The sequence below is a fragment of the Crossiella sp. CA-258035 genome (genome assembly GCF_030064675.1).
GTDB lineage: Bacteria > Actinomycetota > Actinomycetes > Mycobacteriales > Pseudonocardiaceae > Crossiella.
Window position 1 is genome coordinate 8,732,836 of record NZ_CP116413.1, and the last position, 20,861, is coordinate 8,753,696.

General features: G+C 71.1%; 24 protein-coding genes. 9 read left to right on the forward strand and 15 right to left on the reverse strand.

The window, feature by feature from the left end:
• The first annotated feature begins 129 nt into the window (after positions 1-129).
• On the forward strand, positions 130-891 hold the full coding sequence (locus N8J89_RS39620) for a peptidoglycan recognition protein family protein (RefSeq protein ID WP_283661981.1): 762 nt from the start codon (positions 130-132) through the stop codon (positions 889-891).
• On the opposite strand, the gene N8J89_RS39625 is transcribed toward N8J89_RS39620, so the two are convergent.
• Positions 888-1,535, reverse strand: a complete 648-nt coding sequence (locus tag N8J89_RS39625) for a M15 family metallopeptidase (protein ID WP_283661982.1) — start codon at positions 1,533-1,535, stop codon at positions 888-890. The genes N8J89_RS39620 and N8J89_RS39625 overlap by 4 nt on opposite strands.
• Positions 1,536-1,648: 113 nt before the next feature.
• On the opposite strand from N8J89_RS39625, the gene N8J89_RS39630 reads away from it, so the two are divergent.
• The 3 genes from N8J89_RS39630 to N8J89_RS39640 are packed head-to-tail and all read left to right on the forward strand — an operon-like array spanning position 1,649 to position 4,247.
• The gene (locus N8J89_RS39630) at positions 1,649-2,323 is read left to right on the forward strand and encodes a response regulator (protein WP_283661983.1); all 675 of its coding nucleotides are present in this window, start codon (positions 1,649-1,651) and stop codon (positions 2,321-2,323) included.
• Positions 2,320-3,777: an ATP-binding protein gene (locus N8J89_RS39635; protein WP_283661984.1), complete on the forward strand. Its 1,458-nt coding sequence runs from the start codon at positions 2,320-2,322 to the stop codon at positions 3,775-3,777. The genes N8J89_RS39630 and N8J89_RS39635 overlap by 4 nt, the downstream gene beginning before the upstream one ends.
• On the forward strand, positions 3,774-4,247 hold the full coding sequence (locus N8J89_RS39640; protein WP_283661985.1) for a hypothetical protein: 474 nt from the start codon (positions 3,774-3,776) through the stop codon (positions 4,245-4,247). The genes N8J89_RS39635 and N8J89_RS39640 overlap by 4 nt, the downstream gene beginning before the upstream one ends.
• Here N8J89_RS39640 and kamB read toward each other — a convergent pair.
• The 6 genes from kamB to N8J89_RS39670 are packed head-to-tail and all read right to left on the reverse strand — an operon-like array spanning position 4,244 to position 10,344.
• The gene (gene kamB / locus N8J89_RS39645; RefSeq protein ID WP_283661986.1) at positions 4,244-4,891 is read right to left on the reverse strand and encodes a 16S rRNA (adenine(1408)-N(1))-methyltransferase KamB; all 648 of its coding nucleotides are present in this window, start codon (positions 4,889-4,891) and stop codon (positions 4,244-4,246) included. The genes N8J89_RS39640 and kamB overlap by 4 nt on opposite strands.
• A gap of 1 nt (position 4,892) precedes the next feature.
• The gene (locus N8J89_RS39650) at positions 4,893-5,972 is read right to left on the reverse strand and encodes a DUF371 domain-containing protein (RefSeq protein ID WP_283661987.1); all 1,080 of its coding nucleotides are present in this window, start codon (positions 5,970-5,972) and stop codon (positions 4,893-4,895) included.
• Between the two features lie 18 nt (positions 5,973-5,990).
• A complete protein-coding gene (locus N8J89_RS39655; protein WP_283661988.1) occupies positions 5,991-6,839 on the reverse strand; it encodes a MaoC/PaaZ C-terminal domain-containing protein in 849 nt (282 codons plus the stop codon).
• Positions 6,840-6,852: 13 nt separating this feature from the next.
• Entirely contained in the window at positions 6,853-8,022 is a 1,170-nt protein-coding gene (locus tag N8J89_RS39660) for an acyl-CoA dehydrogenase family protein (RefSeq protein ID WP_283661989.1), read from the reverse strand.
• 16 nt (positions 8,023-8,038) lie between these two features.
• Positions 8,039-8,785: a 3-oxoacyl-ACP reductase FabG gene (gene fabG, locus N8J89_RS39665; protein WP_502868524.1), complete on the reverse strand. Its 747-nt coding sequence runs from the start codon at positions 8,783-8,785 to the stop codon at positions 8,039-8,041.
• 23 nt (positions 8,786-8,808) lie between these two features.
• Entirely contained in the window at positions 8,809-10,344 is a 1,536-nt protein-coding gene (locus tag N8J89_RS39670) for a long-chain-fatty-acid--CoA ligase (RefSeq protein WP_283661991.1), read from the reverse strand.
• A 139-nt stretch (positions 10,345-10,483) separates the two neighbouring features.
• Between N8J89_RS39670 and N8J89_RS39675 the strand changes: the two genes are divergently transcribed.
• Positions 10,484-11,161, forward strand: a complete 678-nt coding sequence (locus N8J89_RS39675; protein ID WP_283661992.1) for a TetR/AcrR family transcriptional regulator — start codon at positions 10,484-10,486, stop codon at positions 11,159-11,161.
• On the opposite strand, the gene N8J89_RS39680 is transcribed toward N8J89_RS39675, so the two are convergent.
• The 4 genes from N8J89_RS39680 to N8J89_RS39695 all read right to left on the reverse strand — a co-directional run bounded on the left by N8J89_RS39680 (position 11,057) and on the right by N8J89_RS39695 (position 14,177).
• Complete coding sequence (locus tag N8J89_RS39680; protein WP_283661993.1) at positions 11,057-12,208, reverse strand: MFS transporter; 1,152 nt, start codon at positions 12,206-12,208, stop codon at positions 11,057-11,059. The two genes, N8J89_RS39675 and N8J89_RS39680, sit on opposite strands and share 105 nt — an antisense overlap.
• Positions 12,209-12,269: 61 nt before the next feature.
• On the reverse strand, positions 12,270-12,728 hold the full coding sequence (locus N8J89_RS39685; protein WP_283661994.1) for an SRPBCC family protein: 459 nt from the start codon (positions 12,726-12,728) through the stop codon (positions 12,270-12,272).
• Between the two features lie 64 nt (positions 12,729-12,792).
• The gene (locus tag N8J89_RS39690) at positions 12,793-13,182 is read right to left on the reverse strand and encodes a nuclear transport factor 2 family protein (RefSeq protein ID WP_283661995.1); all 390 of its coding nucleotides are present in this window, start codon (positions 13,180-13,182) and stop codon (positions 12,793-12,795) included.
• A gap of 29 nt (positions 13,183-13,211) precedes the next feature.
• Positions 13,212-14,177, reverse strand: a complete 966-nt coding sequence (locus N8J89_RS39695; protein WP_349497430.1) for a ScbA/BarX family gamma-butyrolactone biosynthesis protein — start codon at positions 14,175-14,177, stop codon at positions 13,212-13,214.
• Between N8J89_RS39695 and N8J89_RS39700 the strand changes: the two genes are divergently transcribed.
• Genes N8J89_RS39700 through N8J89_RS39710 form a run of 3 tightly spaced genes read left to right on the forward strand, consistent with a single transcriptional unit; the run spans position 14,128 to position 16,332 of the window.
• Positions 14,128-14,901 carry a ScbR family autoregulator-binding transcription factor gene (locus N8J89_RS39700; RefSeq protein ID WP_283661997.1) on the forward strand — a complete coding sequence of 258 codons (774 nt, stop codon included), beginning with the start codon at positions 14,128-14,130 and terminating at the stop codon, positions 14,899-14,901. The two genes, N8J89_RS39695 and N8J89_RS39700, sit on opposite strands and share 50 nt — an antisense overlap.
• Before the next feature lie 44 nt (positions 14,902-14,945).
• On the forward strand, positions 14,946-15,437 hold the full coding sequence (locus tag N8J89_RS39705; RefSeq protein ID WP_283661998.1) for a sigma-70 family RNA polymerase sigma factor: 492 nt from the start codon (positions 14,946-14,948) through the stop codon (positions 15,435-15,437).
• Positions 15,438-15,495: 58 nt separating this feature from the next.
• Positions 15,496-16,332 (forward strand): MBL fold metallo-hydrolase, encoded by an 837-nt coding sequence (locus N8J89_RS39710; RefSeq protein WP_283661999.1) that lies wholly within the window; start codon positions 15,496-15,498, stop codon positions 16,330-16,332.
• A gap of 49 nt (positions 16,333-16,381) precedes the next feature.
• Here N8J89_RS39710 and N8J89_RS39715 read toward each other — a convergent pair whose 3' ends face one another.
• From N8J89_RS39715 to N8J89_RS39725, 3 genes are all read right to left on the reverse strand, one after another.
• Positions 16,382-16,723, reverse strand: coding sequence for a histone-like nucleoid-structuring protein Lsr2 (locus tag N8J89_RS39715; protein ID WP_252483542.1), 342 nt, complete (start codon positions 16,721-16,723; stop codon positions 16,382-16,384).
• 130 nt (positions 16,724-16,853) lie between these two features.
• Positions 16,854-17,531 carry a CPBP family intramembrane glutamic endopeptidase gene (locus N8J89_RS39720; RefSeq protein ID WP_283662000.1) on the reverse strand — a complete coding sequence of 226 codons (678 nt, stop codon included), beginning with the start codon at positions 17,529-17,531 and terminating at the stop codon, positions 16,854-16,856.
• Between the two features lie 36 nt (positions 17,532-17,567).
• Entirely contained in the window at positions 17,568-18,530 is a 963-nt protein-coding gene (locus tag N8J89_RS39725) for a LysR family transcriptional regulator (RefSeq protein ID WP_283662001.1), read from the reverse strand.
• A gap of 149 nt (positions 18,531-18,679) precedes the next feature.
• On the opposite strand from N8J89_RS39725, the gene N8J89_RS39730 reads away from it, so the two are divergent.
• Entirely contained in the window at positions 18,680-20,416 is a 1,737-nt protein-coding gene (locus N8J89_RS39730; protein ID WP_283662002.1) for a S8 family serine peptidase, read from the forward strand.
• Positions 20,417-20,429: 13 nt separating this feature from the next.
• Here N8J89_RS39730 and N8J89_RS39735 read toward each other — a convergent pair whose 3' ends face one another.
• On the reverse strand, positions 20,430-20,660 hold the full coding sequence (locus N8J89_RS39735) for a hypothetical protein (protein WP_283662003.1): 231 nt from the start codon (positions 20,658-20,660) through the stop codon (positions 20,430-20,432).
• Between the last annotated feature and the right edge of the window lie 201 nt (positions 20,661-20,861).

The following is a 20,861-nucleotide window of genomic DNA, read 5'->3' on the forward strand; positions in this document are numbered from 1 at the left end:
CAAAACCGACCTTTTGGTCTGTCTTCGGACACGCGAACGTTCGGCGCAGTGTGGCTGCATCCTTCGGCCTAGTTTGTGTCCGGTTTCGCTGCGTGGTCAACTAATTACGCTGCGACCCTGGAGGTGGCCATGACTACGCGGCGTGCACTGTTGACCGGGCTGGCCGGACTGGCCGGGGCGGCGTTCACCGGCGCGGGCACGGCCTCGGCCGCGCCCCGGCAGCCACCGGCCGAACTGGCCCCGCCGGGCCGGGACGACCTGAAGGTGCGGATCCGGACCAGGGCGGAGTGGGGCGCGGACGAGAAGCTGCGCTTCGGGCCGAAGGGCGAGCTGTGGCCGCCGACGTTCAGCCCGGTCCAGTGCCTGACCGTGCACCACTCGGCGATCGCCGTGGACGCCGACCGGGACGCCGCGATGCGCTCGATCTACCACGGGCACACCGTGGGCAACGCCTGGGGCGATATCGGCTACCACCTGCTGATCGACCCGGAGGGCGTGCTCTACCAGGGCAGGCACACCGGCGGCGCGCCGGTGTTCGGCACCATGCTGGCCAACGGCAAGGCGACGGGGACGGTGACCGCGGGGCACGTGCGCGGCCGCAACCCCGGCAACATCGGCATCTGCCTGCTCGGCGACTTCACCGGCGGCCTGCCCGCCCCGGGGGCGTGGAGCACGCTGACCAGGACGCTGGCCGCGCTGACCCTGATCTGCGGGCTGGACCCGCGGGCCAAGCTGACCTACGTCAACACCGAGGACGGGCAGCGCTACGAGGGGCCGGTGCTGGCCAGGCACCGGGACTGGGTGACCACGCAGTGCCCTGGCAACCTCTTCGCGGAGACCTTCGAGCCGGTGCGGCTCGAGGTGGCCAGGCTGCGCGGCGCACGGCGCTAACGCGGGTCGGGGCAGCCCTTGCCGGCCCAGTCCGCGCTGTGCTCGAAGTGCCACCACTCGCGCTCGATGGTGCGGCACAGGCCCCACTGGCTGCCGTAGCGCTCCAGCCACTTCGCGCCGGACTGCGGCTTCACGTCCACCGCGGTGCCCTTGACGTGCGCGGACTCCTCCGGCGGCAGCACCCACTTGCGCGCCTCGGCCTCCGAGCCGCGCTTCTTGATCTCCGCGCGGTACAGCCTGCGCTGCTCGGCCGCGGTGCGCCGGGCCGACTTCACGAAGATGTCCACGCCGTCGGCCCGGGCCGCGCAGCGGGCCGCCTGGAATGCCTCCCGCATCGCGGGCTCCAGCCGGTCCGGCTCCAGCTCGCTGGGCACCTCCAGCCGTTCGGCTTTCTGCGGCTCGAAGATGCAGTTCGGGTTGTTCTCGGTGGTCTTGCCGGTGCTGGTGCCCGTAGTCAGGCCGAGCAGCTGACCGCCGGGGTGGGCGGGCGAGGGCAGCCCGTAGACCACGAAGCCGGTCGCCAGCAGCAGTGCGACGCTCAGGCCGGCCACTCCGGTCCAGGTGCGGAACCGGCGACGGGGCTGGGTTCCGGGCACCGGGATGGGTGCGGTCGGCGCGTCCAGGGAGTTGGTCTGGTTGCGCATGCCACTCACGGTCGGCGCTGGATGTCCCTGGCTGGTCCGCGCCTTGTCATGGTTCTGCTACAGCAGCCGCACCGGCGCGGCGGGGGTGTCCGCCGGGGCCAATAATCGGTGCCATGCCGAGGGTGCTGTTGATCGAGGACGACCATGCCGTGCGCGAGGGCCTGCAGCTGGCCCTGCGCAGGCAGGGCTACACCGTGGACGCGGCGGCCACCGGCGAGCTCGGCCTGGACGCGCTGCGCGCGCAGGCGCCGGACATCGTGGTGCTGGACCTGATGCTGCCCGGCATCGACGGCTTCGAGGTGTGCCGCCGGATCAGGGCGGGCGGCGAGGTGCCGATCATCATGCTGACCGCGCGCAGCGACGACATGGACATCGTCGGCGGGCTGGAGGCGGGCGCCGACGACTACGTGGTCAAGCCGGTGCAGCCCAGGGTGCTGGACGCCCGGATCAGGGCGGTGCTGCGGCGCAGGGTCAGTGAGCAGACCAGCAAGGAGCGGCACGGGTCGCTGGAGATCGACCGGCAGGCGCTGGTGGTGGCCAAGGACGACAAGCAGGTCGGGCTGACCCCGACCGAGCTGCGGCTGCTCCTGGAGCTGTCCGCCTCGCCCGGCCAGGTGTTCAGCCGCCAGCAGCTGTTGCAGGCGGTGTGGGAGCACGACTACCTCGGTGACTCCCGGCTGGTGGACGCGTGCGTGCAGCGGCTGCGGGCCAAGATCGAGGATCGGCCGGCCAGCCCGGTGTACGTGCAGACCGTGCGCGGTTTCGGCTACCGGTTCGGCCCGGTATGAGCCGCCTGCTCGACTCGCTGCCCACCTGGGCCCGCGGCCTGCGCGCGCGGCTGGTGTTCGCCTTCCTGGCGGTGGCCGCGCTCGGCGCGGCGGCCGCGGCGGGGGCCAGCTACGTCTCGGCGCGCACCACGGTGCTCAAGTACGCCCAGGACCAGGTCATGAACGCGACCAAGGACGCGGTGAGCCAGCTCGCGCCCGAGCTCAGCTTCCCGCCGACCCAGGCCACCCTGGACCAGCTGGTCAGCAGGCTCCCGGACAGCGCCGCGGTGGTGACCTACCAGGACCTGCGGTCGCGCCCGATGGGATACCGGCTGGAGGACATCCCGGCCGAGCTGCGGGCCGCGGTGCGGACCAGGGGCACCCTGGTGTTCCAGCGGGGCACCTCGCCGGGCGGCAGTTCGCCCATGTTCTACGTCGGCATGCCGGTGCTGACCAAGCGGGCGGGCGGTGAGCTGGAGCCCTCCGGCATGGAGGTCTACCTGGCGCGTAACCTCGGCGGACCGGCCGGCCAGATCAGCGACCTGGCCCAGACCGCGTGGCAGACCAGCCTGCTGGCGCTGCCGCTGGCCGCGCTGCTGGCACTGCTGGCCGCGCGCGGGGTGCTGCGGCCGGTGCGCGAGCTGCGCGGGGCGACCCGGCGGCTGGCCGGTGGCGACCTGGGCGCGCGGCTGGAGGTCAAGGGCTCGGACGAGCTGGCCGACCTGGCGCACACCTTCAACGACACCGCGGCCGCGCTGGACCGGACGGTGACCGGGTTGCAGCGGATGGAGGCGGACGCGCGGCGGTTCGTGGCTGACGTCTCGCACGAGCTGCGCACCCCGCTGGCCGCGATGACCGCGGTGACCGACGTGCTGGACGAGGAAGCGGAGAACCTGCCCGAGGACGCGCAGATCGCGGCCAGGCTGGTCGGCCAGGAGACCCGCAAGCTGGCCAGGATGGTGGAGGACCTGATCGAGATCTCCCGGTTCGACGCGGGCGCGGCCAGGCTGGTGCTGACCGAGGTGGACGTGGCCGAGGCGGTGCGCAACACGCTGCGCGCCAGGGGCTGGACGGACCAGGTGACCACCGAGCTGCCCGAGGGCGTGCGGGTCAAGCTGGACGCCAGGCGGCTGGACGTGATCGTGGCCAACCTGGTCGGCAACGCGCTGCGGCACGGGCAGCCGCCGGTGGTGGCCACGCTGACCGCGAGCCCGCAGTGGATCGAGCTGACCGTCACCGACCACGGGTCCGGGCTGCCGGAGGCGGTGCTGCCGCAGGTGTTCGCCCGCTTCTACAAGGCCGACTCGGCCCGGTCCCGGTCCGAGGGCAGCGGGCTCGGGCTGGCCATCGCCTGGGAGAACGCGCAGCTGCACTACGGCACCATCGAGGCGGCCAACGCGCCGCACGGCGGGGCCAGGTTCACCCTGCGGCTGCCCCGGCTGGCCAGGGGCGTGGAAGAGGGTGTTCCGCGGTGAGGCGGCTGGTGACGGTGCTGCTGGGGGTGGTGCTGCTGGCCGGGTGCGGGGTGCGGCCCACCCCGCCGGTGGGCGGCGGGGACGCGCCGCGCGGGGTGGCCGAGGGACCGACGCTGTACTTCCTGCGCGGTGGCAGCCTGGTGCCGGTGGTGCGCAAGATCGGCAAGCTGGGCGACTACCCGACCGCGCTGCGCGAGCTGTTCTACGGGGTCGCCGAGGGCGATCCGCCCGGCTTGACCAGCGCGCTGCCCACGGGCGGGTTCGGCGAGCTGACCGCGGGGGTGACCCAGCGCAACACCGTCGAGGTGCGGGTGCTCAGGGGCGACGGGCGGCCGCTGACGCTGTCCGGGGCGGCACTCGACCAGATCGCGTGCACCCTCTCCGCCCGGCACCTGGCCGCGGACCGGGTGTACAACGTGGAGTCGGTGATCGTGAACGAGGTGCCCCGGCGCTGTCCGATTGGGGTCTAGGCGATCGTGCCGCGCAGGGCGAGCACGTCCAGCTGGTCGCGGGAGGAGTTGAGCCTGCGGGTCCAGGAGGTGGCCAGCTCGGCGATCTCCTCAGGGCTCAGGTAGGCGGCCTCGGTGAGCTGCCAGCCCGCGGTGGCGTAGGCCTTGGCCAGCACCTCGGTGGCCGACTCCGGGGTGGGCTCGGCGGTGTCGCCGACCTCGGGCACCGGCGGGCGCCAGGCGTGCAGGTTCAGCGTGATCAGGAAGTCCGCGCCGGGGCGGCAGCAGGCGGCCAGCCCGCGCAGCACCGCGCCCTCGGTGTCCAGCACGCCGCGCAGCAGGCTGCCCCAGGGCATCAGCACGTGCAGCTCGTCGATCTCGCGCAGCTCCGGCGGCAGCGACTCGGCGGCGTGCCAGAGGTAGACCAGGTTGGGCAGACCGCCCTTGGCCGGTTTGGCCGCCGCCTTGCCCGCGGTCTTGCGCAGGTTGTCCGGGGCCGCGTCCAGGCCGATGACCAGCTGGTCGGGATGCTTGCGGGCCAGGTGCAGCGGGTGCTTGCCGTCGCCGGTGCCCACGTCGAGCAGGACCGAGGTGTACTGGGCGCGGAGCTCGGCGAACTGCTCCGCGGTCAGGTCGACGACCTGCTTGCCGGTTACGCGACGCACCTCAGGAGCCTAGATCCTTCAGTTGCTGGACCGCGTCGTAGGCGGTGCGACGGGTGAAGCCGGGCAGCTCGGCCAGGGTCTGGGCGATGCTTTTCGCTGGCACCCCCTGGGCGAGCAGGCCGGAGATCAGCTTGTGCAGCAACGGGTCCAGGCCCTGGCTGGGGGCCGGGTCGAGGCAGATCCAGAACTCGCCGCGGGCGGGCAGCGGCAGGGTGTCCAGCTCGCCCCAGCGCGGGCGCTCGCTCTCGGCGTAGGGCTCGGTGGCCACCGCGAGGGTGCGGGTGCCGCGATCGCGGGCGGCGGCGAGCACCTTGGCCGCGGTGTCGGCGGCGACGCGGAGCACCACCTTGGCGTCCAGGGGGGCGGCGCGCAGGGTGTCGGCGGGTTTGCGGGAGGGCACGGTGAGGTGCAGCGGGGCGGCGGAGGGGGAGGCGGCCGCGGCGGCCAGGCCGGGGGGCAGGCCGATGACCTCGGTGGGGCCGCCGAGCAGGTGGCGGACGGTGCGGCCGGGGAGGTCCTCGGTGGCGAGGACGAAGATGCGGCCGATGCGGTCGGCGGGCACGGCGCGCGCGGGGGCGGCGGTCAGCCGGGCGAGCAGGGCGCGGGCGCCCGCGTCCTCGGCGAGCACGGTGTCGGCGGCGGCCAGTTCGGCGCTCAGGCGCGGGCTGGGGCCGGTGGCGTGCAGCAGGACGACCGTGCCGGGATCGTCCACAGCGGACACCTCGACCAGCACCTCGGTGGCCGGGTCAGTCAGCCGGGCGGCCAGGTCGCGGGGCAGGTCGGCCGCGGACAGGTCGGCGTCGGTGGCCAGGGTGCCGGGCAGGCGCAGGGGGCTGCGGCGGATGACGGCCGGGCCGCCGGGAACCCAGCTCGGGTTGCCGACGGCCCGGACGGTCGCGCTGTGCCCGCCCGCGCCGATCCGCAGCTCCACTGGACCGGCCAGCGGGCCGCCCTCGGTCACCGCGCCGACGCCGAGCACGCAGGTGGCGCGGGCGGTCAGCTCGGTGTCCGGGGTCAGCTCCCAGGTCTTGTCGTGGGTGGCCCTGATCTCCGGGTGGCCGGTGGCGCGGATGGTGGTCATCCGCCCCAGTGTGCCCGGTCAGGCGAAGCTGAACGCGCCCCGGTCCAGGGTGACGCCACCCTCCTTGGTCTCGGTGCGGAAGGCCACCTCGGCGCCCTCGGCCCAGGCGTGCACGATCAGCTCCTGGCCGGGCAGCACCGGGGCGGTGAACCGGCCGAAGATCCGGCGCACCCTGCTGACCTCGCCGCCGCAGAAGTGGCCGGTGAGCAGCCGGGCGGTGATGCCGTAGGTGCACAGGCCGTGCAGGATCGGCCGCGGGAACCCGCCCCGCCCGGCGAAGGCGGGGTCGGAGTGCAGCGGGTTGTGGTCGCAGCCGCCCAGCCGGTACAGCAGGGCCTGGCTGGGCGCGGTCTGGAAGGTGAGCACCGCGTCCGGCTCGCGCGCCGGCGGCGCCCAGTCCTCCGAGGGACCGCGGTCGCCGCCGAACCCGCCCTGGCCGCGGACGAACACCGAGGACATGGTGGACAGCAGCGGTTCGCCGTTGATCGTGCTGCCCTCGGTCCTGGCCACCACCAGGGCGCCCTTGCCCTTGTCGAAGACGTCGGTGACCGTGCGGCGCAGGCTCATCCGGCCCTCGGCGGGCAGCGGCCGGTGCAGCACCAGCTCCTGCTCGGCGTGCACCAGCAGCGCCGGGTCGAAGTCGCCGAAGGACTGCGCGGGGCCGCCGAACTGGGCCAGCACCACGCCGAAGGTGGGCAGCACCTGCTGCTGCACCCCCGCGGTGTTCTCGGTGGTGTAGGCCAGTTCCGCCAACGGGTCCTCGGCGCCGGCGCCGACGCCGAGCGCGTACAGCAACGCCTCCTCCGCCGTCCAGCTGCGTTCCCACGGGCCGACTGCGCGGCCCACCGCGGACAGGTCGATCGGCAACTTCTCGCTCCCCTCAGCCGAGTGCGCCACGCACGTTCGCGTGGCCCTTCAACAGGTTCCGGGCGATGGTGCGGCGCTGGATCTCGTCGGTGCCCTCGTAGATGCGCAGCAGGCGCAGCTCGCGGTACCAGCGCTCCAGCGGGAGTTCCTTGGTGTAGCCCATGCCGCCGTGGATCTGCAGCATGCGGTCGACGATCTCGTTGGCCTTGATGCCGCCGTAGAGCTTCGCCATGGACTGACCCTGCCGGGAATCCAGGCCCGCGTCCACCTGCCAGGCGGCGGTGAGCACCAGCCAGCGCAGCGCCTCGATCTCCACCGCGGAGTCGGCCAGCATCCACTGGATGGCCTGCCGCTCGGCCAGCAGCTCGCCGAAGGTCTCCCTGGTGCGCGCGTAGTCCAGGCCGAACTCGACCAGCCGGACGCAGGCGCCCAGCGCGCGGGCGGGCAGCAGGTAGCGGCCGCGGCCGATCCAGCTCATGGCCAGTGCGAAGCCCTGCCCGACCTCGCCGAGCACGTTCTCCTGCGGCACCCGGACGTTGTCGAAGACCAGCGCGGCCGGGCCCCACTCGCCCATGGTGGCGATCGGCTCGGACTTCCAGCCCATGTCCCGGTCCACCAGGAAGCAGGTGACGCCGCCGTTGGCGCCCTTCTCCTTGTCGGTGACCGCGAAGACCATCACGAAGTCGGCGTCGTTGCCCCTGGTGATGAAGGTCTTCTCACCGTTGATGACCCACTCGTCGCCGTCCTTGACCGCGCTGGTCCTGATCGCCTTGGCGTCGGAGCCCGCGCCGGGCTCGGTGATGGCGAAGCAGGAGGTCCGGTCACCGGCGATGGTGGGCAGCAGGTACTTCTCCTTCTGCGCCTCGTTGCCGAAGTAGAGGATGTTGTCGGCCTCGCCGCCGAAGTGGAAGGGCACGAAGCTGTAGCCCAGCTCGCCCTCCACCAGCGCGGTCATCACCGCGCCCATGCCCATGCCGCCGTAGGCCTCCGGGGTCTGGATGCCCCAGAACCCGGCCGCCTTGGCCTTGAGCTGCAAGTCGCGCAGCTCCTCCTTGGTGATGCCCGGCTGGCCGAGGCGTTCCCTGCGGAGCACCTCCGGCTCCAGCGGGATGAGCTCCTTGCGGACGAAGTTGCGCACCCAGTCCCGGATGTCGCGTTCGGTGTCGTTGAGGGAGAAGTCCATTGTGCTGCTTGCCTTTCTAGCGGCCACCGTCGACGTAGAGGATCTGACCGTTGATGAACGAGGAGTCCTCGCTGACCAGGAAGGCCACCGTGTTCGCGATGTCCTCGGGCTTTCCGGTGCGGCGCACCGAGATCTGCTCGGCGGCGGCCTTCTTGAACTGCTCGAAGTCCATCCCGATCCGGGCCGCGGTGGCCGCGGTCATGTCGGTCTCGATGAAGCCGGGGGCGATGGCGTTGACGTTGACGCCGAACGGGCCCAGCTCGATGGCCAGGGTCTTGGTGAAGCCCTGCAGGCCGGCCTTGGCCGCGGCGTAGTTGGCCTGGCCGCGGTTGCCCAGCGCGGAGGTGCTGGACAGGTTGACGATCTTGCCGAACTGCTGCTGCACCATGTGCTTCTGCGCGATCTGGCTGCACAGGAAGGCACCGCGCAGGTGCACCGACATGACCGTGTCCCAGTCCTCGTCGGTCATCTTGAACAGCAGGTTGTCCCTGGTCACCCCGGCGTTGTTGACCAGGATGTGCAGCCCGCCCAGCTCGGCGACCACCCGGTCGAAGGCCGAGGTGACCTGCTCGCGGCTGGTCACGTCGCAACCGATGCCCACCGCCCGGCCACCGGCCCCGGTGATCGCCTCGACGGTCTCGGCGGTGGCCGCCTCGTCCAGGTCGATCACCGCGACCGCGGCGCCGCGCTCGGCCAGCGTGCGGGCGGTGGCCGCGCCGATCCCGCGTGCCGAGCCGGTCACCACCGCGACGCGTCCGTCCAGAGTTCCCACGAGTTTCCCTTTCCTCACTTGACCTTGCCGGTGGCCACCCACTGGCGGAGCTCGCGCTTGAGCACCTTGTGGCTGGGGCCAACGGGCAGTTCGTCGACCACGACGACCCGTCGCGGATACTTGTGGTGGCCGAGGCGTTCCCTGGTCCAGGCGATCACCTCGTCCTGGGTGACCTGCTGTCCCGGCTTGGGCACCACCACGGCGCAGACCTCCTCGCCGCTGCGCTCGTCCGGCAGGCCGATCACCGAGACCTCGGCGATGGCGGGGTGCCGGATGAGCATCTCCTCGACCTCGCGCGGGTAGACGTTGAACCCGCTGCGGATGATCAGGTCCTTCTTGCGGTCCACCACTGAGAGGTAGCCCTCGGCGTCCTTGACCCCGATGTCGCCGGTGCGGAACCAGCCGTCCACCACGGCCGCCTCGGTGGCCGCCGGGTCGTCGAGGTAGCCGGCGAAGACGTTGTGCCCCCTGATGACGATCTCGCCGGACTGCCCGGCAGGCAGGAACTCGTTCCGCTCGTCGATCGCCGGGTCCACGACCGCCACCTCGACGCCCCAGATCGGATGGCCGACGGTGCCCGGCCGCGCGCCGAAGACCGGCTGGTTCACCGTGGCCGTCGGCGAGGTCTCGGACAGGCCGTAACCCTCCAGGATCTCGGTGCCGAAGCGCTCCTGGAAGGCCTCCAGCACGGCCACCGGCAGCGGCGCCCCGCCGGAGGTGCAGCCCCGCAGCTGGGGCACCTCGGCCTGGCCCTCGCTGACCTCCAGCAGCCGCAGGTACATGGTGGGCACGCCCAGGAAGATCGACACCTGGTGCTGGCGCATCAGCTCCAGCGCCTCGGCGGCGTCGAAGCGGGGTTGCAGCAGCAGGGTGGCGCCGACCCGGAAGCCGGAGTTCATCGCGCTGGACTGGCCGAAGATGTGGAACAGCGGCAGGCAGCCCAGGATCACCTCGCCCGCGGCCAGCTTGTCCACGTCGAAGGCGGCCACGGTGGCGTTCATGACCAGGTTGAGGTGGGTGAGCACGGCGCCCTTGGGGCGGCCGGTGGTGCCGGAGGTGTAGAAGACCACCGCCGGGTCTTCCGCGGCGCGGGTGCGGAAGGTGGGCAGCGGGTCGGTGGCGGCGGCCAGCTCGGTCAGCGAGGGGTGCTCGGGGGTGGCCGGGCCGAGCGTGCGCAGCTCGACCCCGGCGGCCTTGGCGGCGGGCGCGCCGAGGGGCAGCTGGGAGACGTGGCAGAGCACCAGCTTGGCCTTGGCGTGCGAGATCAGGTAGGTGGCCTCGTCCGGCACCAGCAGCAGCGGGATCGGCACCACCACCGCGCCGGCGGCCAGCACGCCGAAGTAGGACTCGACGAAGCCGATCACGTTGGGGGCCACGATCGCGACCCGGTCGCCCTCCCGGATGCCCAGCTCGCGCAGGGCCGCGGCGTGCCGCCTGGCCCGCTCCCAGAGCTCCGGGTAGGTGAGCTGCTGATCGCCCTGGATGAGGGCGACCCGTTCGCGGTGCAGCCGCGCCGACTCCGCGAGGACCATCGCCAGCGAGAGAGTCATCCGGCCTCCGTGACTTCATCGTCGTGGGTGCAGACCCGGAAAACTAACCGTGTTAGTTTTCATCGAGGCTAGGACGGCGGCGAGCGCACGGCAAGACCACGGCGCGAAGTCGAGCGAGACTCATCCACGAGGAGCAACGGTGCCCAGACCCCCAGCCCCGCTGCTGTCGGTCGACCGGATCCGGACGGCCGCGCTGGAGATCATCGACCAGCACGGGCTGGAGGCGCTGACCATGCGCAGGCTGGCCCACCACATCGGCGTGCAGGCCGCCTCGCTGTACAACCACGTGCGCACCAAGGAGCAGCTGCTGCACGACGTGGCCAACGAGCTGGCCACCGAGGTGGACACCTCCGCCTTCGGCCGCTGCGACTGGCGCGAGGCGCTGACCATCTACCTGCGCTCCTACCGGTCCGTGCTGGCCCGCCACCCCAACATCGTGCCGCTGCTCTCGGCCGGGCCCGGCCGCCGCGAGTCCGGGCTCAAGCTGGCCGACGCGGTGCACGGCGGCCTGGTCTCCGCGGGCTGGCCGCCCAAGTACGCGACCATGATCGGCGCGGCCACCAAGTACCTGGTCTTCGGCGCGGCCATGGGCTCGTTCTCCCAGGGCTTCGACGACGACGAGCAGCTCTACGCCGAGCGCTACCCGAACCTGGCCCAGGCGCACCTGCTGCGCGGCCGGGCCGAGATCGACACCGAGGCCTTCGAGCTGGCCCTACGCGTGATGCTGGACGGGCTGACGAACCTGTGGGAAAGCCTGGAGCACCCCGACGGCCAGCAGCGCGACCAGCCCGCCGGCGACCATGGTGACCGGGACTGAGCTCGCGTCCACCAGCACCCCGCCGAGCAGCGCGCCGGTGGACAGGGTGGCCTGGAAGGCCGAGGTGAACAGCACGGTCGCCGCCTCCGGCGCGTCCGGCGCGGACTGGGCCAGCCAGGTCTGTGCGCAGGCGGGCACCGCGCCGTAGGCCAGCCCCCAGAGCACCAGCAGCGGCAGCTCCCAGCCGCCGAGCACCGGCAACAGCACGGTGGCCAGCGCGATCAGCCCAGCCGCCAGCGCGAACACCCGGCGCACCGAGGTGGCCACCCAGGCCCCGGCGAGGAAGTTGCCGAGCACTCCCGCCAGGCCGTAGGCCAGCAGGTACGGCGTGGGACTGGCCTGGGTGGCCTGGTGCAGGAACGGGGTCACGTAGGTGTAGGTGCCGAAGTGCGCGAGCACCACCAGGAAGGTCACCGCCAGCCCGAGCCGGGCACTCGGCAGGCGCAGCAGCCCGGCCAGCACCCGGGGACTGGTCGCCCGCTCGGCGGGCAGCGGCGGCAGGAACACCAGCAGTGCCAGCCACACCACCGCGGTGAGCACCCCCAGCACCACGAACGCGGCCCGCCACCCGGCCAGCTCGCCGAGGAAGGTCCCGGCCGGCACACCGAGCACCGAGCCCAGCGGCACCGCCGCGAAGATCACCGCGGTGGCCGCGCCCACCCGGTGCGCGGGCACCAGCCGCGGCGCCAGTCCGGCCCCGATGGACCAGAACCCGCCGATGACCACGCCCAGCAGCACCCGGGAGAGCAGCATCAGCCAGTAGCCGGGGGCCACCGCGGCGAGGAAGTTCGCCACCGCCAGCAGCAGCGCCAGCGCGCCCAGCATCCGCCGCCGGTCCAGCCGCGCGGTGGCCACCGTGACCAGCGGCGCGGCCAGCGCGGCCAGGAAACCGGGCATGGTCATCATCAGGCCCGCAGTGCCGGGCGAGATGCCGAAGGTCGCGCCGATGGGGGTGAGCAGGCCGATGGGCAGGATCTCGGTGGTGACGATGGCGAAGATGCCCAGCATGACGGAGACGACCGCGGGCCAGCGGGAGTGAACGGACATGCGCTCAGATCAGCAGCCCTGGGCGGTCCCGGTCTCGCGAGATCGCGACCAGGCAGTGGGCTCAGCCCTCGGCCAGCTCCTTGAGGCCGGCCAACGTCTTGTCGATGTTGCGCTTGTTGCGGGCCGCGCGGTCCTTGACGCCGACGATGCGGTTGAACAGCCACTTGATCACCGGGTTGCGCAGGTCGACGAAGGACTCGGTGACCCGGCAGCCGGTGCCGGCGGGCTCGAAGGTCCAGGCCCAGTCGGCGACCCGGATCGGGCCCGCGGTGACGCGGTAGGCGAACGCGCGGCCGGGGTCGGCCTTGGTGACGCGGCAGGTGGTGGACCACTTGGCCTTGCCTGCCTCGTTGTGGCCGCGGAAGCGGGCGCCGACCGCGGGACCGGTGGCCGGGGGCAGCCAGTCGGCGGCGCGGCATTCCCTGGTGAACCGGTGCTGGTTCGGCACGTCGGAGACCAGGGCGTAGACCGCGGCCGGGGTGGCCGCGATGTCGGTGGTGCCGGCGATCTGCTCGGTCATGTGTTGCCTCCGCTGGACGGGGTTGGCCGGGACCGCGCGCGCGGCGGACCCGGCCAGTGCGCCGTCAGTAAATCGGATAGGCCCTGCCGAGGGCCATGGCGATGGCCAGGGTGTCCTCGACGACCCGGTACTCCTGAATCAGCCCGGCCCGCACGGAAAGACTCACCGCGAAGTCCTGGGCGAATACGCGACCGGTTCCGGTGGCCCGGTATCGGCCGCCGCCGAAGACCACCGCATCGTCGCCGTCAACCAGGACCTTTCGCACGGTCACCGCGTGGAACTCCAACCTGTGGAACAGCGCCAGGAAGAACGCCTCGATTTCCCGGCGGCCATGGGAGCGCACCGGCCAGGGATCTCCTGGGATTTCCGAGGAATGGCACTGGGCGTCCACGTGGAACAACTGGGCGACGCCCGCGGCATCCTGCGCGCCGAATCGGGTGAGCAGTCGTTGCACCATTTCCAGGGTGGAGGACGTCCGATTCGTCATGACACCGGCCCGGCGCCCGGCGCCAGCCGCCAGGCCGCGGTCGCCGCCCGCTGGCCGTCCTGCTCCACCGCGACCCAGCACATGCCGTTCGCGGTGCGCAGCACGCTCACCTCGGCCGGCCGGTCCAGCTCGACGAACCGGCCGGTGCGGGCCTGGCAGGAGACCAGGTATCCGGGACCCACGACGGCCCGGACCGCCTGGCGCATGGCCGCGAAGACCACCATGCCCGGCACGTGGTCGACCGCGTGGTCGAACAGCGCCGGATGGCCCGCATCCACCAGCAGGCCCCAGCGGTTCGCCTTGTTCACGCTGGTCAACAACACATCCCTGACATCGCGGCGGCCAACCAGGTCCGGCGACACCGGCGCCGGCCGCTCACCGGCCGCCTGACTGGGCACCCTTGGCGGGCGCAGCCTGGCGTACACCGATGGCGGCAGCGCACCCAGCGTGCCGCCGCCCTGACCGAACCGGCGGCCCTCCCGGTACAGCTCGGCCTCCACCGCGAGCGTGGAGGCGTGCCCCGGCCGCACCCGCGGATCCCTGGTGCGCACCACCAGTTGGATGTCGACCGGCCGGTCCCCGGCCCGCAACGCCGCAGGATCCACGGCGTAACTCATTCCCCGCATGACGAACTTGTGGTCAAGCGGTATGTCCCAACCCGTATGGGCAATCAGCAGCCCGGTTTGGCGAATGGTCTCCAGTATCAGCAGCGGGTCGACCCGGCCCTGTTCTGGCTGGTAGAAGGCGTGCGCCCGGGGTAACTGGGCACAGATCCGGAAGTCGCCGGTGCGGCGGCGCACCCATCTGGTCAGCAGCACCTCGGCCACGGACTCGCGATGCACCAGCCTGCGCGGTACGGTCGTGTCGAATCCCTCCTCTCCACTCATTTCGAGTGCAACGAATAGTGAGTCTTTGCTCTTCGGCACCTGGTCGTTGCCCAACCGCAACATGTCGGCCAACATACCGGTACAGATTAGTTTCGACGGCAAGAACACCTGGATGGCGGAGCAGTCGATGTTCAAGCGTGAACAATCGAGCAACACGAAGCAAAGCCTGCTGCTGGCGGCAGCGAACACTTTCGACCGGAAGGGCTTTCTCGGTACCAATCTCACCGACGTTTGCGCAAGTGCGGGCGTCACAAAAGGGGCTCTGTACTGCCATTTTCCCTCGAAGGAAGCACTCGCGGTCGCTTTGATCGAGACCCAGTTACGTCTCTGGCACGAAGTCCACCACCATTTGGCCCAGCAGCCACTGAGCCCGATGCAGTCGCTCATCGATCTCTCGCACGAGTTCGGCAACCGGTTGCGCACCGATGTGCGGGCCAGGGTGGGCGTCCGGCTGCTCTTCGAGGCCGACCTGTTCGACCGCGAGGCGGGCGGTCAGTTCCACGGCTGGGTCACCATGGTGCGGGACCTGTTGATCTTGGCGGGCGCGGCCGGGCAGCTGCGGCCCGAGGTGCACCCGAGGGAGGCCGCGGAGTCCCTGGTGGCCGCCTTCACCGGCACCCAGCTGCTGTCCAGGGCCACCAGCGGGCACGACGACCTGGCGGCCAAGTTCACCGCGCTGTGGCGGCTCTGGCTGCCCGCCCTGGTGGTGCCCTCGGCTCTGGTGGCGCTGCGCATCGGCCCACCGGTGAGCGAGCCGGAAGTCTTCGTGCCGGTCCAACAAACCGCCGGTATCACCTGATCTGATCCGGCCACGGCGGCGGCGGGCGCGGCAGGGTGAGGACCATGCGCGACAAGAGGTCCCGCCCGGCAAGCACCGCCGTCGACTGGCAGGAGTGCCTGCGCCTGCGGCCCGCGCTGCTGCGGCTGGCCAGGCAACGCTGCCCAGCCGGCGCCGAACCCGAGGACGTGGTGCACGAGGCACTCGCCCAGGCCGCCGAGCTCGGCCGGGTGCCACCGGACCGGCTGGCCGCGTTCCTGGCCCTGGTGGTCGGCAGGCTGTGCGCGGAGGAACACCGGCGGCAGCACGAGGACGCGGCCCTGTTCGACCACCCCCGGCTCCGGCCGAGCACCCCGGAGGACCCGACCGAACGGGTCAACGACCGGTTGGAGGGACGCTGGTTCCGGCAGCGGCTGCGCGACTTCTCCACCCGCGACCGCAACCTGCTGCTGCTCTTCGCCGACGGCCTGCCGCACACCGAGATCGCCAGGGAGTTGCACACCACTGTGGGCGCGACGCAGTCCGCCCTGCACCGCATCAGGGAGAGGTTGCGTTAGGTCACAAGTCGATGGTCGGAGCAACGAGTGGGTGAACTCGGCTGCTAGATGTACGGACATGCGGGTTCACCACCTCAACTGCGCGAGCATGGCTCCGCTCGGCGGGCGGCTGATCAACGGCGACGCCCCGCCGCACCGGGCGGCCCGGCTGGTCGCGCACTGCCTGCTGATCGAGACCGAGCAGGGCCTGGTGCTGGTGGACACCGGGTTCGGTCTCGACGACCTGCGTTCGCCGGGCAGGCTGGGCGCGCTGTTCCGGCTTTCCTGCCGGCCGAAGCTGGCCGAGAGCGAGACCGCGGTCCGGCAGATCGCCCGGCTGGGTTATTCACCGGCTGACGTCCGGCACATCGTGCTGACCCACCTGGACCTGGACCACGCGGGCGGGATCGCGGATTTCCCGCAGGCCAAGGTGCACGTGCATGCCGAGGAATACGCCGCGGCAATGGCCAGGCGGACCTTGGGGGAACGTTCGCGCTATGTGCCGGCGCAATGGGCGCACGGCCCGGACTGGGCCACATACGACCGGCCCGGGGGCGGGGGCTGGTTCGGCTTCGAGGCGGTGCGGCAACTCGACGGACTTCCGCCGGAGATCCTGCTGATTCCACTGGCTGGACACACCCACGGCCATAGTGGAGTCGCGGTGGCGGCTGACGGCGACCGCTGGCTGTTGCATGCCGGGGACGCCTACTTCTTCCACGGCGAGGTCAATGCGCGACCGTCTCGCGGCACCCCGGGGCTGGACCTATTCCAATCCGTGGTGGCGGTCGACCGGGCAAAACGTCTGGACAACCTGCGCAGGCTGCACGCGCTGGCCGCGGCGCAGCCCCAGCGGATTCAGGTCTTTTCCGCCCACGATCCGCTGGAGTTCGAACGCTGCCGCGAAGGCGGGGCCTGACCCGACCAGACAGGCTTCGCCTTCGCGGCAGCGCTGAAGTACCGCGAACTCAGGAAGCGTGGGCTTCCTGGAACTTCACGACCAGCTCCTGCGGAATGCGGCCGCGCTCGGAGACCTGGTGGCCCTGGGTGCGGGCCCACTGCCGAATCTCCTGGTTGCGGTCGCGCTCGCCGGCGGCCTTGGCGCCGCCGCCGCGGGTGGCCCGCTGCTTGCGGCCACCGGTGCGCCGGGCCGCGGCGACATACGCCGCAACGGCGTCGCGAAGAGCCGCCGCATTGTCCGCGGACAGGTCGATGACGTAGTCGACGCCGTCGAGGCCGAAGGAGACGCTCTCCTCAGCCTTCGACCCGTCGAGGTCGTCCACCAGCTCGACCGTGACTTTCTCCGCCATTTGCACTCCCCGTTTGGATAGGTGGCTCGTGGCAGTAAATATCCGAACGGGCGTGAAGTCAAATTTCCCGGTGGGTCAGCAACCAGGACGTGACCGGATCGCGTGATGGGGCAACGGAATCATAAACCCTTCACCGAGCGGCCGCGCCGTGGTAGAAGAAATCTCCGAAGCCGATGGTGAAGACCAGCAGGCCATAGAGCCCGTGCTCCACCCAGGCGGCGAACAGCGAGCGGGTGCGCCGGTATCGGTTGCTGAAGATCCAGCCGCCGATGACGGTGAGTACCACGCTCAGCACGTTGCCGAAGATGATGTGCACGAAACCGAAGGCAGCGGCACTAGCCGCGACCATTCCCAGGCCGTTGCCGAACACCGGCGCGTACCGGTGGAACAGGAACGCCCGGAAGATGAGTTCCTGCGGGTAGACCGACAGCAGCGGGTACAACACCATGATGAACAGCCACACCGTCGGGTTGTTCCTGGGCAGCTCGAACAGGCGTTCCGGGCTGAACAGCCACAGCGACACCAGGCCGAGCGCGGCGGTGGCCGCCCACAGCAGCAGCATCCTCGGCAGCACCGGCCACAGCGCGGACGGCCGCCAGAAGTTCGACCGGTCGAAGTCCGGCTGCCGGCGCAGGTAGAGCACCGCGGTGATGCCGAGCACCACCAGCAGCGGAATGGGCCCGCCGGGAATGCGGAAGACGGTGTAGACCGAGACCGCCCCGAAGAACAACAGGAGGAACTCGGCGGCCAGGTAGTTGCGGCGACTCCGGCCGACACCGGGAGCGACCGCGTCGGCGGTGGTCGTCATGCCTGCCGACTTTACCGAGGGAAACTGAGGATCTCTTCAGCTTCTGGGCGGCCAGTGCCCGCCGCGCAGCCGCCCTTCCCGAATCGCCCGCGCCCAGTAGTCCCCGGCCCGCGCGGCCAGCTCGGCGTAATGCGCGCAGGCCGCGCCGAGCGCGCTGTCCACCACGTCAGCCGGCAGTCTGCCCAGCCAGGCCGCCCACACCGGGCGGTGGATCGGCGGGTCGACCGGCAGCACCACCACGTTGTCATCTGGCCAGGCCGCGGCCAGCGGGGCGGCCAGGCTGACCGCCTGCCCGGAGGAGACCAGGTTGCGCACCGTGTTCGAGGAGTCGGCCACGTGCAGCACGTGCGGGCGAATTCCGGCCGAGGTGAACACCGCCGCGCACACCTGGGCCAGCACGGTGTCCGGCGGCGGCGCCACCCAGCGGTCGGCGGCCAGCTCGGCCAGGTGCACGGACTCCGCGGCGGCGCATCGATGGGCAGCCGAAAGGGCCACGTAAATCGGTTCATGCAACAGAATTTCGGCTTGGGCACCCGGCGGTAACGAGGGTTGCGTACCCGGCGGGCCGTAGCCGAGGACAAGATCGACTTCCCCGCGTTCCAGCGCCTGCACGGCCAGGTCGGGGGTGGTGGTCAGGGTGGCCACCTGGACCTCGGGCAGGGCCTGGGTGAGCCGGGCGGTCAGCTCGGAGACGCCGATCGGATAGGTGGCCAGCCGGAGCTGCACCTGACCATGATCGGCGGCGGTGACATCGGCCCTGAGCTGCTCGGCGAGCTCCTCGGCCCGCCTGGCGTGGGTGTAGAGGGCGTGCCCGGCCGGGGTGAGCGAGACCGCGCGGGTGCTGCGCCGCAACAGGCTCACGCCGAGGCTGCGCTCCAGCCGCTGCACCTGACGGGACAGACCGGACTGCGGAACACCCAGACGTGCCGCGGCGCGGGTGAAGTTCAGCTCCTCCGCGAGCACCCGGAACGCCTTAAGATGCCGGAACTCGATATCCATGCTCATCCTGCATCAATCTTGGTCACCCGTTGGTATTTCCGCTTGTCCGTCGGCCACTGCTGCAATGCGCGCGGCGCATAACCGCAGTTCGTTCCGTGAGCGTGCCGCTTGGACACGGACGTGTCCAGCCGGGTCACGTCGAGGAGGCAATGAACGTGAAGGTCAAGAAAATCCTGACAGCCGGGCTGGCTGTGCCGGTCGTGGCAGGTTCCCTGCTGCTGGCCGGTGGCCCGGCGGGTGCCGCGGGCACGGCATCCCAGCAGGCTCAGTCCGACTACACCGTGCTGGTCGCCGACGGCGCCAGCCGGGAGGCCGCGATCCGCGCGGTGCAGGCTGCCGGCGGCACCGTGACCAAGGAGAACGCCGCGATCGGCGCCCTGGTCGTGCGGGCCCCGCAGCAGGGCTTCATCACCCAGGTCGCCGGGTCCACGGACGTGGGCGGCGCGACCAGGGCGCGGCCGGTCGGCCAGGCGCCCAAGCAGAAGCTGGAGAAGGCCAAGCGGGACGCGGTCGAGAAGGAGTCCGCGGGCAAGCAGGGCCCGGCCGAGGCCAAGGTCCAGCAGTCCGGCATGGACCCGCTGGACGACAAGCTGTGGGGCCTGAAGATGCTCCGCTCCGACCTCGCGCGGTCCAAGCAGCCGGGTGACAAGCGGGTCACCGTCGGCATCCTGGACACCGGCGTGGACGGCAACCACCCGGACATCGCGCCGAACTTCTCCAAGGAGCTGTCCCGCAACTTCACCACGGACCTCCCCTACGACGAGAACGGCGCCGAGGTCGACGGCGAGTGCGAGTACCGCGGCTGCGTGGACCCCAACGACCACGACGACAGCGGCCACGGCACGCACGTCGCGGGCACCATCGGCGCGGCGGTCAACGGCTTCGGCGTCTCCGGCGTCGCGCCCGGCGTCACGCTGGTGAACATCCGCGGCGGCCAGGACAGCGGCTACTTCTTCCTGCAGCCGGTCATCGACGCGCTGACCTACGGCGCGGACGCGGGCCTGGACGTGATCAACATGTCCTTCTACGTCGACCCGTGGGCGTTCAACTGCGTGGCCAACCCGGCCGACACCCCTGAGCAGCAGCAGGAGCAGCGCGCCACCATCAAGGCGATCAACCGCGCGCTGAACTACGCGCACAACAAGGGCGTCACCCTGGTCGGCGCGCTGGGCAACAACCACGAGGACCTCGGCAAGCCGCGGACCGACAAGTCCAGCCCGAACTTCCCGGCCGGCAACACCCACGAGCGTCCGATCGACAACTCCTCCTGCTTCGACCTGCCGGTCGAGGGCGCGCACACCATCGGCGTGTCCAGCCTCGGCCCGTCGGGCAAGAAGTCGGACTTCTCCAACTACGGCCTGGAGCAGATCTCGGTGGCCGCCCCCGGCGGTTACACCCGCGACTACTTCGGCACCCCGTGGTTCAACGCCAACGAGAACCGCATCCTGTCCTCGTACCCGAAGAACGTGCTGCAGGCCGAGAAGCTGGTCGACGCCGAGGGCAACATCACCCCGGACGGCGTCAAGGCGGGCGTGACCAAGTACGTGCAGGGCGACAAGGTGGGTTACTACAACTACCTGCAGGGGACCTCGATGGCCTCCCCGCACGCGGCCGGTGTGGCGGCGCTGATCGTCAGCCAGTACGGCAAGAAGGACCGGAAGAACCCGGGTCTCACCATGTCCCCGGACAAGGTGGAGAAGGTGCTCTACGGCACCGCGCAGAAGCGCCCCTGCCCGACCCCGCGCACGGTGGACTACCTGAAGGAGGGCCGGAGCGCGGAGTTCACGGCCACCTGTGAGGGTGACACCAAGTTCAACGGGTTCTACGGGCACGGCATCGTGGACGCGTGGAACGCGGTGACCCGCGGCGCGGAGTTCGCCCGGTAGTCAACGGTTTTGCTCAGTCGCCCCACGGACCTCTCAGGGCCGCGGGGCGACTGTCGTTTCGGGGTCGCCAGATGACCTGTAGCTCAGGACGTCGCCGCAATGGACCGAGGATGGTCGGATCGGCGCAGACGATGTCCAGCTGGCGCAGCGCCTTCAGATCCAGGAGCGAGGCGACATCGCGGTTCATCAGGAGGTCGCGTGGCTCGACCTCGAGAATCTCAAGCCGGGGCGCGGACTTGAGCACGGACAGGTCACTGACGTCCTGAATGCCGTACAGCCCCAGCTCTTTCAGCTTGGGTAGCGGCGGGAGGCCGCCCAGATGCGTGGCATTGAAGACACGAGCTGACGCACTCCAAGCGGCACATCACGCAGGTCAAAACCACCGACGACAATCAGGTTCCGGAGCCCGTGCAGGTGGCGCACTGACGGGTTGGCTCCCCCGACC